The sequence below is a fragment of the Alicyclobacillus hesperidum subsp. aegles genome, from assembly GCF_027923525.1.
GTDB classification, from domain to species: Bacteria; Bacillota; Bacilli; order Alicyclobacillales; family Alicyclobacillaceae; genus Alicyclobacillus; species Alicyclobacillus aegles.
This window is the reverse complement of record NZ_BSBJ01000008.1, coordinates 124,268-140,039: the sequence shown is the minus strand read 5'-3', so window position 1 is coordinate 140,039 and position 15,772 is coordinate 124,268. Positions and strand designations below refer to the sequence as shown.

The 15,772-nt window shown below is 55.7% G+C and carries 15 protein-coding genes; 12 read left to right on the top strand and 3 right to left on the bottom strand.

Going from position 1 to position 15,772, the window contains the following annotated elements; translation table 11 throughout:
* Position 1 precedes the first annotated feature (1 nt).
* Complete coding sequence (locus QMF38_RS06935) at positions 2-559, bottom strand: RsfA family transcriptional regulator (RefSeq protein WP_058095261.1); 558 nt, start codon at positions 557-559, stop codon at positions 2-4.
* Between the two features lie 186 nt (positions 560-745).
* Between QMF38_RS06935 and QMF38_RS06930 the strand changes: the two genes are divergently transcribed.
* The 12 genes from QMF38_RS06930 to QMF38_RS06875 all read left to right on the top strand — a co-directional run bounded on the left by QMF38_RS06930 (position 746) and on the right by QMF38_RS06875 (position 13,233).
* The gene (locus QMF38_RS06930; RefSeq protein WP_058095262.1) at positions 746-3,022 is read left to right on the top strand and encodes a DEAD/DEAH box helicase; all 2,277 of its coding nucleotides are present in this window, start codon (positions 746-748) and stop codon (positions 3,020-3,022) included.
* 3 nt (positions 3,023-3,025) lie between these two features.
* Entirely contained in the window at positions 3,026-4,279 is a 1,254-nt protein-coding gene (locus QMF38_RS06925) for a ribonuclease H-like domain-containing protein (protein ID WP_058095263.1), read from the top strand.
* A gap of 65 nt (positions 4,280-4,344) precedes the next feature.
* Positions 4,345-4,995, top strand: a complete 651-nt coding sequence (locus tag QMF38_RS06920) for a YktB family protein (RefSeq protein ID WP_083496189.1) — start codon at positions 4,345-4,347, stop codon at positions 4,993-4,995.
* 12 nt (positions 4,996-5,007) lie between these two features.
* Entirely contained in the window at positions 5,008-6,441 is a 1,434-nt protein-coding gene (locus tag QMF38_RS06915; protein WP_281758998.1) for a bifunctional metallophosphatase/5'-nucleotidase, read from the top strand.
* Positions 6,442-6,445: 4 nt separating this feature from the next.
* Complete coding sequence (nth, locus tag QMF38_RS06910; RefSeq protein WP_281758997.1) at positions 6,446-7,126, top strand: endonuclease III; 681 nt, start codon at positions 6,446-6,448, stop codon at positions 7,124-7,126.
* A gap of 28 nt (positions 7,127-7,154) precedes the next feature.
* Positions 7,155-7,751: a DUF2140 family protein gene (locus tag QMF38_RS06905; protein WP_058095267.1), complete on the top strand. Its 597-nt coding sequence runs from the start codon at positions 7,155-7,157 to the stop codon at positions 7,749-7,751.
* 137 nt (positions 7,752-7,888) lie between these two features.
* Positions 7,889-9,685 (top strand): spore germination protein, encoded by a 1,797-nt coding sequence (locus tag QMF38_RS06900; RefSeq protein WP_232302339.1) that lies wholly within the window; start codon positions 7,889-7,891, stop codon positions 9,683-9,685.
* Positions 9,682-10,836 (top strand): GerAB/ArcD/ProY family transporter, encoded by a 1,155-nt coding sequence (locus tag QMF38_RS06895; RefSeq protein ID WP_058095269.1) that lies wholly within the window; start codon positions 9,682-9,684, stop codon positions 10,834-10,836. The genes QMF38_RS06900 and QMF38_RS06895 overlap by 4 nt, the downstream gene beginning before the upstream one ends.
* Positions 10,829-11,002, top strand: coding sequence for a hypothetical protein (locus QMF38_RS06890; RefSeq protein ID WP_281758996.1), 174 nt, complete (start codon positions 10,829-10,831; stop codon positions 11,000-11,002). The genes QMF38_RS06895 and QMF38_RS06890 overlap by 8 nt, the downstream gene beginning before the upstream one ends.
* A 79-nt stretch (positions 11,003-11,081) precedes the next feature.
* Positions 11,082-11,522, top strand: a complete 441-nt coding sequence (gene rnhA, locus QMF38_RS06885; protein ID WP_058095270.1) for a ribonuclease HI — start codon at positions 11,082-11,084, stop codon at positions 11,520-11,522.
* A complete protein-coding gene (queG, locus tag QMF38_RS06880; RefSeq protein ID WP_058095271.1) occupies positions 11,519-12,694 on the top strand; it encodes a tRNA epoxyqueuosine(34) reductase QueG in 1,176 nt (391 codons plus the stop codon). The genes rnhA and queG overlap by 4 nt, the downstream gene beginning before the upstream one ends.
* A 5-nt stretch (positions 12,695-12,699) precedes the next feature.
* A complete protein-coding gene (locus tag QMF38_RS06875) occupies positions 12,700-13,233 on the top strand; it encodes a methylated-DNA--[protein]-cysteine S-methyltransferase (RefSeq protein ID WP_058095293.1) in 534 nt (177 codons plus the stop codon).
* On the opposite strand, the gene QMF38_RS06870 is transcribed toward QMF38_RS06875, so the two are convergent.
* The gene (locus QMF38_RS06870; RefSeq protein ID WP_232302337.1) at positions 13,189-14,475 is read right to left on the bottom strand and encodes a phosphotransferase; all 1,287 of its coding nucleotides are present in this window, start codon (positions 14,473-14,475) and stop codon (positions 13,189-13,191) included. The two genes, QMF38_RS06875 and QMF38_RS06870, sit on opposite strands and share 45 nt — an antisense overlap.
* Positions 14,476-14,677: 202 nt before the next feature.
* Positions 14,678-15,766, bottom strand: a complete 1,089-nt coding sequence (locus QMF38_RS06865; RefSeq protein ID WP_058095273.1) for an isocitrate/isopropylmalate family dehydrogenase — start codon at positions 15,764-15,766, stop codon at positions 14,678-14,680.
* Between the last annotated feature and the right edge of the window lie 6 nt (positions 15,767-15,772).

The following is a 15,772-nucleotide window of genomic DNA, read 5'->3' as shown; positions in this document are numbered from 1 at the left end:
CTCAAGTTCCAGCCGGACGGTTGTCACCTAATAGCTTGCGAGCCCGCTCCATGATGGCGAAAAGTGTTCGCGAATCTTCTTCGAGCTGTTCGGGCGAGAATGGTTGATCAAACGCCTTGCCCTGCGTTTGCAATTGGGCTTCGAGGGTTTCCACACGCTCCGCAAGAAGTTGCTTTTCCTGCTCGATTTGGCTCACGTACGCCTTAAGTTTCTGATATTGCTCGTCGAACGTCTGCAGGAACGTGATCACCTCGAGCATAGATGCGCTCGTCTCTGACTGCAGTGATTTGCCGGGTGTAGTTATATCGGCCTTTGTCTGCTGTGTTTTTCGTTCTTGTTTGGCCGCTTCGATCTCGCTTTGATAATGTTTTCGGATCACGCCATTCCAGCGGTAACCGCAGGCTGCTGCCGTTCTCCCGAGCAGTGTTGCCGCTTCTTCGAAAGCTTTGAGTTGCGTGCTACCTGAGCGGATATGTTGCAGAACGAGTTCGGCCAAACGAGTATCATCGTCGGGAGTCCACGCATCTGAGCGTGTCGCCCATTTCTCAACCGTTTGCAAGGTGATTCCTCCCTCTACTCGGTACTATACCTTATTGCCATGCTGTACAAGATTCATACCCTCTCTATCGAGGGCTTTATTACATGCTATGATTGATTTTTTAAATCGTGACTGAATAGGTGACACATTAAAGGTGTTTTTCGTAGGCAACTTTACACAAGGTACGAGTGAAAGCGGATGGTATGAATGATTTTGGAGCAAGTATTGGAAGAGTGGCGGCGAGATGAGGCGTTTGCGGCACAGGTAGCCGCATGGGATGTTGCGCCAGCGCGACTCGGTCGATTTCGCGAGATTCCTAAGGCACTTCATGAGGATGTCAAACAAGCTCTGATTGCGCGTGGTATTGAGCGATTGTACAGCCATCAGGCGGAGTGCTGGGATGCGCTTGCGGCGGGTCGCGATATTGTTGTCGCCACACCGACGGCTAGCGGCAAGACCCTTTGTTACAACATGCCTGTACTCGATACCATCTGTCGCGACCCGAGTGCTCGGGCCTTGTACATATTTCCGACCAAAGCCCTGGCACAGGACCAAGTGGCAGAGCTCAACGAGTGGATTGGACGCTTGCGAACGCAAGTACAGTCGTTCACATACGATGGCGATACGCCTGTACATGCGCGACAAAGAATTCGCGAAGCGGGGCACATCGTGGTCACGAATCCTGACATGCTGCATGCCGCAATTCTACCGCACCATACAAAGTGGCTTCGCCTGTTTGAGAATCTACGTTATGTCGTCATTGACGAAGCCCATATCTATCGCGGTGTCTTCGGTAGCCATGTGGCAAATGTGTTACGGCGGCTACAGCGGCTTTGCGCATTTTACGGCTCGCACCCACAGTTCATCTTTAGTTCTGCTACAATTGCCAACCCAGGCGAATTGACGGCGCGTCTGTGTGGCCGGGAGACGACGGTCATCGATGAGTCCGGAAGCCCTGAGGGCGAACGGCACACCGTGGTTTACAATCCACCCATTGTCCACCCGCAGTTAGGTCTTCGGGCCTCGTCGTTGCAAACGGCCAGACGCCTGGCACGGAGATTATTGGACTCTGAGGTCTCAACCATAGCATTTGTCAAAACGCGCACACAGGTTGAGGTACTAGCTTCCTATTTGAAAGCAGATGCGCGTGAGCGGCTGCGCTCGCGGATCGTCGGTTATCGTGGAGGTTATCTCCCGAATGAGCGCCGCGCGATCGAACGAGGGCTTCGCAACGGTGATATTCTCGGTGTCGTCAGTACGAACGCTTTAGAACTCGGCGTGGATATCGGCTCCTTACAAGCGGCCATCACAGTTGGCTATCCAGGCTCCATCGCTTCCATTCGTCAGCAGAGCGGCCGCGCCGGGCGCCGAAAGGGCGTATCGCTTGCGCTGTTTGTGGCAAATGCTTCGGCACTTGACCAATACTTAGTGCGCCATCCGGAAGCCTTGTTGGCGGGATCGCCAGAAGCAGCTCGCATTTACCCGGATAACTTGTTGATTCTTATGGATCACTTGAAGTGCTCGGCCTACGAGTTACCGTTCGCCGCTGACGAGTCGTTTGCTGTCGAAACAACTGCTGAATTGCTCGAATATCTGGCCGATGCACGCGTGCTGCACAAGGGTAGCGACAACCGCTATCACTGGATGGCCGATGCGTTGCCGTCGCATGGCATATCCTTGCGCAGTGCGGCGCAGGAGAATGTCGTCATCATTGATCAAACGGACGTGGCAAGGCCGATTGTCATCGGCGAAACAGATCGCTTTGGTGCTCTCACGACGTTGCACGAAGAGGCTATCTATTTGCATCAGGCGAAGTCCTATCAGGTAGAAAAGCTCGATCTCGACAATGGCAAAGCGTATGTGCGGGCTGTCGATTGCGACTACTATACGGACGCTGAACTCGCCGTCCGGCTGCAGGTGCTTGATGAGTTGCAACATGCCGAAGGGGCGGGCGTCATACACCGCACAGGCGAGGTTGCCGTCAATGCGACGCCAACGTTGTTTAAAAAAATCAAGTTCGATACGCACGAGAACCTCGGCTGGGGGCGAATTCATCTGCCAGAGGCCGAATTGCATACGACAGGTTACTGGTGCACATTCGACCAAGACTTGCTCGCGGTCGGACCTGACGCGTGGGAGTCGGCTCTTAAAGGCTTCGGCCATCTGCTTAAACACGCGGTTGCGCTCCATTGCATGTGTTCCGTGTCGGATCTTCATGCGGCTGTCCAAGTGCGCGATCCGCTTTACATCCAGCCGACGGTCTACGTGTACGACGCCTATCCGGGAGGCATTGGCATTTGTGATCGGGCGTTTCGGGATCGTGATCTGATCTTGCAGTCTGCACTCGACATGGTTCGTGGTTGTCGTTGTGAGTGGGGGTGTCCGGGCTGCGTCGGGCCGGGAACCGAGGAAGAGCAACTGAAACAAATGGTCGAAAAGTTGGTAGTGCGTTGCCTTGATGGCCGGCTGCTACAGGAGGTTTAATCGATGGCGCGAAGCCTGCTCGATAAGCTGCGCGCATTGGAACAAAGCGTCCGTGGGGTGACAGGTGGACCGGTGACGGCTGACGACAATCCGCCCGTGTCTGGCGATCATCGTCAACCCAGTGTATGTACACCGCGCGATGAGGAGTTATTGGAGGCTGGTTTTCGTCAGATCACGACGGACGCTGGACGCTGTTGGTGCCGTACGACATCGTTTGACGTGTTTACGAAGCATGGGGAGCGTCCATTCCTCGATGTGTTCGATCTCGAACTTGCCCCCATGGCCAAGTTGGCGAAGGCACCCATCGCCATTGCCAACCTGTGCTTTTATGACACGGAGACGAACGGGTTGGGACTTGGCAGCGGTACACTTCCGTTTTTGCACAGTGTCGGCTATTTCATAGACGATGAATTTTGCGTCGATCAATACTTTGTCGATGATTACGGGGCTGAGGGTGCGGTGCTTGCGGCGATGGAAGCGGGACCGCTCGGCGACACACAAACAGTGGTCGTAACCTTTAACGGCAAATCGTTCGACTGGCCGCTTTTGCAAAATCGCCGGGTCCTTCACCAAATGCCACGCATTGACCGCGCGCAACTGGATCTTCTACATCCGAGTAGACGCCTTTGGAAAGACGTTCTCGGTCGCGTATCGCTGGCGGAGGTCGAGCGTCTGCTTGGGGTAACGCGAATGGATGATTTGCCAGGGCGTGAGGCACCAGCGCGCTACTTTGAGTTTGTCGGGGGAGCGCCGTTTTCGGTGATGGAGGATGTGTTTCGGCACAACTTACACGATGTCTGTTCACTTGTAGGCGTGCTCATCGCGATCGCCGAAGCCTTGTCGGGGCGTGCGGTGTATGTGGAGGCAAGGCCCAATCTGGCGATAGCGACTTGGTTTGACGCTTGGCACGACTGGGAAGCGGCTGCAAACGCCTATCGGCGGGCAGCGGCCGCCGACGATGCCGATTGGCGCGCGTTTTGGTTGTTCAGCCTCTTTCTCAAGCGGCGTGGGCTGTGGGACGAAGCGGTTCGTCTCTGGTGGGAGATGGCGGAGAGCTATCCCCAGCAACCAGAACCGCTCGTTGAGCTCGCCAAGTACTACGAGCATCGTGCCATCGAATTGCATGCGGCAAGACAGGCGACTTCATTGGCGTTAGAGCGAGTGCAACGAGCATCTCGGGAAGAAACGGCTTTGCTCCACAGGCTGGAGCGCATAGAGCGCAAATTAGCGACCAAGGCGCGTGCCGATCTTGCCTGACTCTATGGTCTTGTCTAGTCTAGGGAGTAAGGTAGATGCACGCTACACGCAGCTGATAAAGTGAGGTGCCGCGATTGTTCAACGGTTTTGACGAAGCGGATTTTGATGTGTTTTCCATTCCAGGTCTAGAACCGCGTATGACAGCGATTCGGGCGCGCATCCAGCCAAAACTTGCGGTACTCGGTGAACACTTCGTGCCATTTTTGTCTGAGCGGCTGCAATCTCCGATGTATGCCCATGTCGCCAAGCACGCGCGCCGCACGGTAAACCCGCCAAGTGATACGTGGGTCGCGTTCAGTGCGAACAGCCGCGGCTATAAGCAACATCCACACTTCCAAATTGGTATTTGGCCGACACATGTCTTCGCGGCGTTCGGCTACATTTACGAAGCCAAGGACAAGGTGGCGTTTGGGCACTATTTGCAGGCGCAAGCGAGTGAGATTCAACGAATTGTACCAGATGATTTTGTCTACATACCGGATCATACACAGCCTTCGTCCATTCCCGCGGCACAAGTTGCGGATCGCGAGATTGCGGCGTTTGGCGATAGGCTTGTACAGGTAAAAAAGGCGGAATTGTTGATTGGCCGGCGCCTGGACAAAGAACTTGCCATCACCCATTCGGGGACTCAGCTGGTGGAATGGGTCGAGAGCACATTCACGCCACTTTGTAAGCTGTGGATTGAGGCGAGCCGAGCACAGGTCAGCCATGGATGATGAGGTGAAGGCGTGCGCATCCATCTTTTGCACATGAATGACGTTCACAGTCGTCTGGAGAGTTACATGCGTCTGGGACAGCAACTAAGGGCATTGCGATCGCGCCTCGAGGATCTTGGCGAGCCGGTGCTCACGTTCGACATTGGGGACGTGCTTGATCGGGTCCGCCCGGAAACCGAAGCCACCATGGGCACACTCAACGCTGAGATGATGGCTGCACTTGGTGTGAACGGCTGGGTGTTCGGCAATAACGAAGGGCTGACCATTCCGGTTCAAGACTGGCCTGGTTTGGTGGCGAGAGCGAACACTTCTGTATTTGGGACCAACCTGCGCCAGCCGAACGGCGAACCATTTCCCTTTTTTATCGATACGCGCGTGTTTGACGTAAATGGCGTTCGCGTCGGCGCATTCGGATTGACGCCGAATTACGATCTTCCCTACGAGATGCTTCATGTACAGCCGCTCGATCCGTTCGCGTGTGCCCGCACTGCGGTGAAAAATCTGCGCTCCGCAGGTGCCCATATCGTCGTTTGCCTGTCCCACCTTGGATTGCGGGATGACCGTCGGCTGGCCGCGATGGTGCCAGGCATTGATGTAATTCTCGGCGGGCATTCGCACGAGTCGATGCCAAGGGCAGAATACGTCGAGAAGACAGCCATTTTCCAACCTGGCAAGCATGCAACTGCATTTGGCCATACCGTCATCGATTGGGACGGTCGAAGTGTCCAGCAAGTCGTCTCGAAGCCTGTTCCGGTGTTGCACGAAACGCCGTTTGACATGGCCATGGAGCAGGTCTACCGCAGGTACGAGGAGCATATACAAGCGGTCCTCGGGCGTCCAGTCGCCTCGCTTGCGGAAGGGCTGCCCATCGTCTATCACGACGAATCGACTTTCGCAAATCTGCTGGTCGACGTGTTGTTTGACGAATTTCAAGGCGATCTCGCCGTGATGATGACGGGTGCGTTAAACGCCAGCCTTTTGCCGGGTACTTTGACATTGGAGAATTTGCTCGCTGCCTGCCCAACGCCAACTCGCCCAATTGTTGTAAGCCTGACGGGGCGCGAGTTAGAGGCTGCCATCGAACAAGGCATTCAGCCTGAAACGTACGGCCGCTTGGGTATCGGCTTCGGCTTTCGGGGCGGGAAGATTGGTTATCTTGTGATCGCAGGGGCGGTCGTTGAGTTGGTGGATGATGGTGAGCGTCAGCACGTACGTCGCATTCTGCACCAAGGCAGAGAACTGGAACCGGATCGGACCTATCGCGTCATCACCTGTGAGTATCTTTGGCTTGCACCTGTTTTCCAGCCGTTTCGCGCCGCCCGCGACATCACGTATCAACCACCATTGGTGCGGGAAGTCCTGATTGCCCGCATCGCGGACGAAGGGCGGATCGAGCGGGCGAAGTTGCGGCGTTACGTCCGTGTGTCCGCCGCCAAGAGGGGATGAGACGATGGCCTTGTTGACTAAGCGAGAGACGGCGGAGGTGGTTGCGCGTTTGGCACAACGTTATCCAGATGCCAAATGTGCACTCAACTTCACAACCCCATTTGAGCTGCTCATTGCGACCATGCTGTCCGCACAGTGTACAGATGCTCGCGTCAACATGGTGACGGCGCGATTGTTTCAAAAGTACCAAGGGCCCAGGGCCTTTGCTACCGCGACACCTGAGCAAATGGCAGAAGATATTCGCGAGGTGGGGCTGTTTCGCACAAAGGCTCAGAACATCGTTGCAACGGCGCGCATCCTGCTTGAGAAATACGGTGGTGAAGTGCCGAAAAACCGCGAGCAGCTGGTTGAGTTGCCCGGCGTGGGCAGAAAGACGGCAAACGTCGTACTATCCAACGCGTTTGGCATTCCTGCGTTTGCCGTCGACACACATGTTCAGCGCGTGACGAACCGCATCGGCATTGTGAAGAGCGACGATCCATTAAAAACCGAGGAACAGGCGTGCCGCAAATTGCCGCGCGAATTGTGGACGCAAGCCCATCACTTGTTCATCCACCACGGTCGGCAAATTTGCGTCGCGCGCAAACCCAAGTGCGATATCTGCCCAGTTTCCGACCTGTGTCACTACGTCCGTGCGCAAGTGCGGCTCGCAGCGGGAAACAAGCGGCGCAAGGCAGCGCCCTGAGCAAAGGGTTGGAGGAGGCGTCTTCGAGATGGCCTGGAAGCGGGCGTTTATTATATTGTTGTCGATCAACCTGCTCATCGTCGTAGCTGCTCTTATCGTTTGGAATACATTCCCGACCAAGAACCAGTCGACGGGTGGGGCCCCTCCTTTGGTTGCCAGTCAACAGCCAGCGGTCGAAGTCCAGATTGGTCAGGAGGCCATTAACGCATATCTGTCATATGCTATCGCTCACGATGAAGAAGTGGGCAAGATTCTCGGCTCGGCAAATGTCCAGTTCGATCACGATTGGAATTGCGACTTTGGCATTCGTTTGTTGGGCAAAATCGTGCCCTTTCACCTCGTGCTCACACCAAAGGTGACAGCGGGTAATCTTGTCCTTCACGTCGACAGTGCTTCGATGTCCTTTTTTCCAATCCCGAACAGCATTTTGTTTTCGGTTCTGGAGCGAGCGCACACGCCAAATTGGGTGGAGATGAACGCGGGTCAGGACGATGTCGAGATCGATTTCTCGAAGCGGCCGCAGCGTCCGTTCGGCATTCGGATGTTGAATTACTCGGAAGCCACAAAAAAGCTAGCTCTCCAATTGACGATTTCCCCACAAGCTGTAATGCCCGGAAACCAATAAATCCCTATCTTTGCATCATAAGAGTAAAATTTGTCCCGGCGCCGTGGTGGCGGCGGGATAACTTTTCGTCACCTGTCGCACCCTACGAGACATGAAACAGATGGTTTGCGAGACGATGGGAGGGTGCGTCGGTGGATATGAGCTTTACAGGGGCACTTAAACGCCTGTTGACGGTCGACGATTCGATGCTCGACGACCAGTTTTCACTCGCCGACGATGATCCGTCAGAACCAGCTGACACCTACGGAGAGACGCCGCAGCCGGAGACGGTCAATTTCACCACTGCGGAAAACAAGACAGATACATCAAAGAAGCCTGTCTCGATGCGCACGTTTCTGCGGAGAGCGACAAAAGAGTATGAAGAAGCCGTGGAAAAGGCTCATGTGGGCCAGGATGACGAGATCGAATGTGACATCGATGAGATGAAGCGGCGCTTGGAACGCTTTTTTCACCTGCCACAGAACAAAGATATCGTGATCCGGGAGTTTCGCGTCGGCGTTGACACCAAGGCGCCATGGCGCGGTATGGCAGTGTTTGTTGATGGGCTATCCGATAAGAACGTCATTAACTCGGCCATTCTTGAGCCATTGATGATTTTGACGCACGTGAGCGAGGAAAATCCGCGGCGAACACTGGAGTATGTCGTCGAGAAGCTGCTTCCCGGCAATCAATCGCAAATCGTGAACAAGTGGTCAGAGGCAGTGGCCAATATCCTGACAGGATCGACAGTACTGTTTCTGGATCGCTGCAATGGCGCACTCGTCATTGAGACCAAGGGCTGGGAACATCGATCCGTATCGACGCCACAGACGGAAAATGTCGTTCGTGGTTCGCAGGATGCGTTTACAGAAAACTTTCGCGCGAACACCGGGCTGGTTCGTGCCCGCCTGCGCACGGAGCATTTGGTCACCGAAATTCACAGCGTTGGCAATCTGGCGCGGACCGACGTCGCCATCATGTACATTCATGGCGTGACAAACCCGAAGCTGGTACGTGAGGTGCGTCGGCGCATATCGCAGATCGACGTCGATTTTGTCCTCGATAGCGGCATGTTGGAGCAATTTATCGAAGATCGGCCGAGCATGCTGATCCCGCAGGTCATGGCGACGGAACGACCGGATCGCGTCGCGGCTTCTCTGGCTGAAGGCTACGTGGCCCTGTTTGTAGGTAATAGCACGTATTGTCTGATTGTCCCGGTGGTTCTCTGGTCCTTGGTGCATAGCTCGGAGGATTCCAACATTCGCTTTTTGCCTGGCACGTTTATGCGACTCATTCGGTGGATCGCGTTGTTGACGGCCTTGTTGCTACCAGGTCTGTATGTGGCAGTCACCAATTATCATGCAGAGATGCTGCCAACGGATCTGATGCTCGCGATTGCTGGTAGTCGCGAACAAGTGCCGTTTCCGGTCGTGGTGGAAGTTCTGCTCATGGAATTTGCAATCGAGCTGATTCGGGAAGCAGGCATTCGCATTCCTACGGTGATCGGTCCGACGATAGGCATTGTCGGTGCGTTGATCATTGGCCAGTCGGCCGTGCAGGCGGGTATCGTAAGCCCTCTGTTGGTCATCGTCGTGGCGACGACTGCACTCGCTTCGTTCACAGTGCCCAATTACGAATTGAGTATGGGCATTCGGATTATGCGTTTTGCTTTTTTGATTGCCGGCGCCGTACTTGGATTTTATGGCATCGCGATTTTGTTTGTCGTGTATGTCGTGCGTCTGACGATGCTCAAATCGTTCGGGGTCCCAATTTTATCGCCCATCGCGCCATCTAGCGGCGCATCGCGCGACGTTTTGTTGCGCGGACCACTCTGGTCGATGAATAAGCGTCCATCCTTTTTGTATCCACTGCGAAGCTGGCGCCAAAAACCCATGTCCAGGCCATGGAGCGCGCCCACGCGCAAGTCAACCGGGAAAGAGGGGGGAGAAACATGAGCCAGTCGGCGCGGCGCAACGCCAAGGTACCGGGCTCCGAGATGACGGCGATGCTCATCATCTTCGTCAGCACCAATGCGTTTCTTACCTATCCACGGTACATCAGTTTAAGTGGGTATGAGGCGGCTTGGATGGAGCCTGTTTTTTCAGGCGTGTTGACGCTTATTTTATTTTTCTTGGTCGAACAGTTGTTGCGCAGGTACTTCAAAAACCTGGACATTGTTGAGGTTTCGAAAGAAGTGTTTGGAAGGTTTGGCGCCATCCTTATCGCGCTTGTATTCTCGCTGTATTTCCTGTGTTCGACGGCCGCGGTCATGCGCGAGTTCACCGAAAACGTGGTCAGCACGGTGTTGCCTTCGACCCCCATTCTGATTGTCGGCGCGGTATTCATGTTTGCGGTGGGATACATCGTGTATGGTGGTATTGAGGGCATTTGTCGAACCGCGTTCATCTTTTTGCCGATACTTTTAGTTGGGCTCGTTGCCGTCTGCCTGATGACCGTCAACTGGTGGCGTCCTTACATGCTTTTGCCGCTCTGGGGGACGGGGCCAGAACAGGTTTTGCGAGGCTCTCTTCAATACAGTTCGATTTTCGCCAACGTGTTGTTGTTGACCATTATCTATCCACACGTTCACGATACATCGAAAATGCGGCGCATTGGCTTTGTCAGCATTGTGGTCTCGACATTGTTGCTTGTCGGGCTCATGCTGACCTATCACATGGTTTTTCCGGCCGCGGAAACGGGAAAGACGTCGTTTGCCTTATACAGGTTGGCGCGCATGATTCACCTTGGGCCCTTTTTTCAAAGGCTGGAGAGTATCTTCATCTTCTTGTGGGTCACCGCTGCAACTGTGCGCATGGCCGTCACCTTGTGGGGGTGCTCATACTTGCTTGGCAAGGCGTTCGGTTGGCCCACGTATCGGCCGGCGGTACCCGCACTTGTCCTATTGTCGTTCTCCCTAGGCATGTGGCCTGAAAACTGGATTCAGGTCATCAATTTCGACGGCACCTACTTGCTTCGTTGGGGATGGATTGTCGTGTTTGCGATCCCGATTGCGGTGTTATCGATTGGTGCCATGGTGAGATCGATGCGCGGAGGCGGTCGTCTGCACGGGGGCCAGCGCGGCCGAAGGAGGATGCAGCGTGTTTAAATTCCTGTTTGCCATGGTCATCCCCGTGATGATTTTCGCATACACGATGTCCTTCACACGTTGGGTCGGTAGTCGCGCCGGTGCGACTGCACAGGTATCCGCCGGTACACTGGGCATTTTATCGTTGGTCGTCAGCGCGGCTGTCCTTTGGAAATTGCTGACTTGATGTTTGACCGTCCAGCTGACCCGGTATATTCTGTTCTGGATTGAATGCCCCCTTGTTGGTGGCAGGGAGGATAACGCCTATGGAAAACCGCGAACCGGTCATTGTCTATACAGATGGCGCTTGCTCCCGGAATCCGGGGCCGGGTGGCTGGGCAGCAATCTTGCAATGGAACGATAACGTTAAGGAATTGTCCGGAGGCGAGCGCGAGACGACGAATCAGCGCATGGAAATTCGCGCCGTGATCGAAGGATTGCGGGCTTTAAAACGTCCATGCGACGTGGTGATTCACTCAGATTCGGCCTATGTCGTCAACTGCTTTCAGCAGAAGTGGTATGTGAACTGGCAGAAAAACGGATGGCGCAACAGTAAGGGCGATCCCGTTCAAAACAAGGACCTGTGGGAAGAGTTGCTCGCCGCCATGAAACCACACAAGGTGCGCTTTCAAAAAGTCAAGGGGCACGCCGGTGTACAATGGAACGAACGCTGTGACGAACTCGCGCGGCAGGCGATTCCGCGATGACCTCCTCTGTTCAACTCACAAGGCAGGATATTGCGGATATGGCTGCTGCGCTTCATCTCCCGGAGATTGGCGTCACGGATGCACAACCGTTTCCCGAGCTGATTGCACCGCTTCTCGCGTATGAAGAGCGGGGGCGAACAGGTTTTGAAGCTGGCGATCTCGCCGCGCGAACACAACCATCTCTATGGTTTCCGGAGGCCAAGTCGATTGTCGTCGCCGCGTTACCCTACATGACGCCAGAGGGGCAAACGGTGGCTAGGTCACATCCGCGCGGCGAATTGCGTGGTCAAGCCTCTGGCTACACGTATGGTCAGGACTATCACGAAGTCTTGCGGGATCGCCTGACGCGGCTGCAGACGGCAATTGCAGAGCGCTTAGGAAGGCCTGTCGCCGGGCGCATCGCGGTGGATACTTCGCCGCTCGTCGACAGACGGGTGGCAGAGCGCAGCGGTGTTGGTTGGGTTGGGAAGAACGGCATGTTGTACAGCGAACGCTACGGATCATACGTGTTTTTAGGCGCTTTGTTACTCGACATCGAAATCGCCGATGCGAGCGCACATCCGCCCGCCGTTGGCCGTCATTGCGGAACCTGCGAATTGTGCATGACCGCATGTCCGACAGGGGCCATCGTGGGGCCTGGCCAACTGGATGCGACGCGTTGCCTGTCGTACATCACGCAGATGAAGGGTATGATTCCCCGCCCATTTCGCAAAAAAATGGGGCGTCGCGTGTGGGGATGTGACGTGTGTCAGACGGCGTGTCCGGTGAACCGGCTGCGCGAAGCGCCGGATGATCCCGCCTTTCACCCCAACGCAGAGCTCGCTTTTCCCGACCTGGTCGAACTCCTTCAAATGTCCAATCGTCGGTTTATGCGCGTGTATGGGGAGACGGCAATGGGCTGGCGAGGCGTGCGAACGTTGCAGCGCAATGCACTCATTGCCCTTGGCAACATGGGACGTGTTGACGCCATACCACACATTGAGCCGTTTCTGCAATCGGAACGGGCGGAATTGCGTGCGAGCGCAGCGTGGGCGTTGGGTGAGATCGGCGGCACAGATGCCGTAAGGCTCCTGCTCGATGCGCGCGCCGTGGAATCGGATGCACAGGTGCAATGTGAGATAGCGGATGCTATTGAGGCGGCGCGGAAGAAGACGCGGGAGAGGGAGGCTTGAATGGCGTGGATGGGCTTAGTGTGCGAGTAACCGACACTTGTTTTGGGCCGTTTGCCGTGGTGGCGGACGATGACGCTGTCGTGGAAGCGGCCTGGTTACGGGAGGAGCCGGATGTGGAGCGGATCCGGAACAATCGAAACGGTTCGCGAGCGTCTCGTAGGCTTGCAGAACAGGCCATCGAGGAGATAAGGGCGTATTTTCGCGGCGATTTGTCCTCGTTCACGGTTCCGGTCCGTACCCGCGGTACAGCGTTTCAAGAGGCTGTATGGCAAGCCTTGTGCGCCATTCCCTACGGCGAAACGGCGACATATGGAGACATTGCCCAACGGATTGGACGGCCCGCTGCCGTGCGGGCGATTGGACAGGCAAACCGGGCGAATCCGGTCGCGGTCATCATACCCTGTCATCGCGTCGTCGGCAAAGGCAGCGTCCTGCGCGGCTATGCAGGTTCGGCCATCGACATTCAGCAGGGCTTACTGGCATTGGAACAAGGCTCATTCCTCCTGCTCCCCCAGATGTTCGACTTGATCCGCCAGTGAAGAGAGGAAGGCCTGGCGTTTCTCCTCTTGGAGTGCGTACCGCTGTAGTTCATCAAGTTGCGCTTCATTCACGAAGTATCGGTAGCGCGTGTGTGCCAGTCGCCATGGTAGGTATGGGAAGCGCAAGAGCGACTCGACCAGCCGATATTCCACTTTCGGAATGGCCCGCACGGCGTCGAAGTGTAGAAAACAAGCGTAGGCAAGCTCGCCATTCCAATCGCTCGCCTGAAAGCCACGGCGGAGTAAATGTGCCATGTCCAGTGCGCGCGGGGCATACGTCGCGAGATCGAAATCAATTAGGCAGACGTGGTGATCTGGTGTGTACAGGCAGTTTCCTGGGATCACATCCAGGTGGCAGAGCCCAGCCTCGTCTTTGTCTTCGGCAAGAAAGGCAATTGCTTCGGCGTCGTCGACCAGATGCAGGCTATGTGCCGCATCGTTGAGCAGTGCGTCGCGTAGCGACAGCAGAAGGGCGTCGAAGGCATCCTTATCTCGCTTGGCATCGGCGCGTATGAGCATATGCCGGAGATCGCGTGTGCGCCGTTGTAGCATGCCGAAGAGGTCGAAGGCGTCGGCAGGCGCGTATTTTTCGTTGACAAAGCCGCGTGTGGCTTCGTGAAACTGTGCCAGAGTATAGGCTGTTTGCGCAACATGTTCCGCAGATGCAAAATGAGCCGGTTGCCCGTCGATCCACTTGGTGACGTAGTACGCTTGACCATCGTCAACCACGACCGGCGATTTTTGTTTGCTCAACACAAACGGTGCGTAACGCGTGAAACCCTGCTTGCGTGCATATACGAGCGCGCGATGCATGAAGCGCACTCGCGCTGGGGGGATGGACGCCCGTTTGACTGCATAACGTTGACCGTCTTCTGTCGTCACTTGTTCAACACCTTGAAGCTGTTCGCGCTTTGCAGAGGCGAAATCATACTTGGTAAGGACGGCCTTTGGTATGCGTGCTGAGTCGGCAGCCGTACCGGCGCGCAGGCCTGAAGTTTGGGCGGGTTCATGGCGCCGTTCACGGTCTGCCCGCTGCATAGGATTGGCGGGCGTTTTCTGCTGGTGCCTAGATTCGGGCTGTGGCGTATAGGATTGTTCGTGTTCGTTGCTTGGTTGGCTTCGCTGATTTCCGGTATTTTGGTTGGCTCCGTTGCCTGGACTGAGGAAGTAAGGTGGACGTGTAAATTCGTCAATGAGTTGTTGCACCCAGTCAGGCAATTTCGTTCGTGGGGACTTTGGCATGGTTCGCATCTCCTTCGGTCACCAGCCTATTCGCAGAGCGCAGTGGGTGAACAGGCGATGGCCTATGGTTGCGAAGGTCGCAAGCAAAGCAGCGCTGGCATTGCACAGTTGGGTGGGTACAAGGCGGATAAGGCAGAATGATTTGCCGATGGCAAAGCCGCCAGACCACGTCAGTGGTCGGACGGCTTTCACCAAGTTCGCGTTATACGTTGTCTCCGAACGTGCTCCAAACCTCGCGCTTTGTGCGAACGCGGCGGATGACTTCGTCTGTGAACTCCGTCGTGCTTGCGCTGCCACCGAGATCGGACGTCCGGCAACCGTCGACGATGGCTTCTAACGTCGACTCGTAAATGGCTCGCGAGGCGGTATGTGCATCTTTGTCGTCGATGTAGCCGAGTAGCGCCGCACCAGCGAGGATCATGGCCATCGGGTTGGCGATGTTTTTGCCAAAAAGGCTTGGCGCCGTCCCATGTGGCGCTTCTGCCATGACCACCTGCGGCCGGAAATCGTCGTCTAAGGCCAAGAGCATGGATTCCGAGCCGGCAATCGACCCAAACATTTGTAGCACCAAGTCGCTCAGGCAGTCACCATCGCGATTGAGCGCGGGAATGACGAGCGGTTCACCTGCCTTGACGAGCAATAGCGCGTAGGTCGCATCGATGAGCTGAGGTTCGTAAGCGACATCCGGATACTCCTTCGCCGCCGCGTCCATCTCCTCTTTCAGCATGCCTTCATACACAGGGCTGACGGTGAACTTTGGACCGCCGAATACCTTGGCGTGCAAGCGACGCGCGTGTTGAAATGCGTACTTCGCCACACCACGGCACACCGAACGGGAGATCTTCTCTGTGCGAAATGCGATCTCGTCGCCGTTGTCCGCAGTTTCACGCCATTCTTTCGCACCATAGGCATCGTCCACGGCCATGCGAACGACCGAAATGGGCGAGTACACGCCGACCGGCGGCGCGATACCGGGAATACGGCGGCCTGTACGGACAATTACGGTTCCGTTGATTTCCTTGCGGAGAATCGCATTCGGGCTTCCGACGTCGCCTTTTTCTTCAGGCGTGATCGTTGCGGCCTTGAGTCCGAGGCCCGTTTCACGCATGGCTTGCGCAGCTTCAAACACAACCTGGTTCCCAGTTTTGCGGCGGTTCTCCAAGCTTAAATCAAAGCGTGACAGAGCGAGTTCGAAGCCTGTCACCTCGGGCGCCAACACACGTAGAGCTTCTTCCAGAAGCTCCTGTCCGGTTTGGTCGCCTTCCATTACGACGATAGTTGGTTTCGTCATCTCATT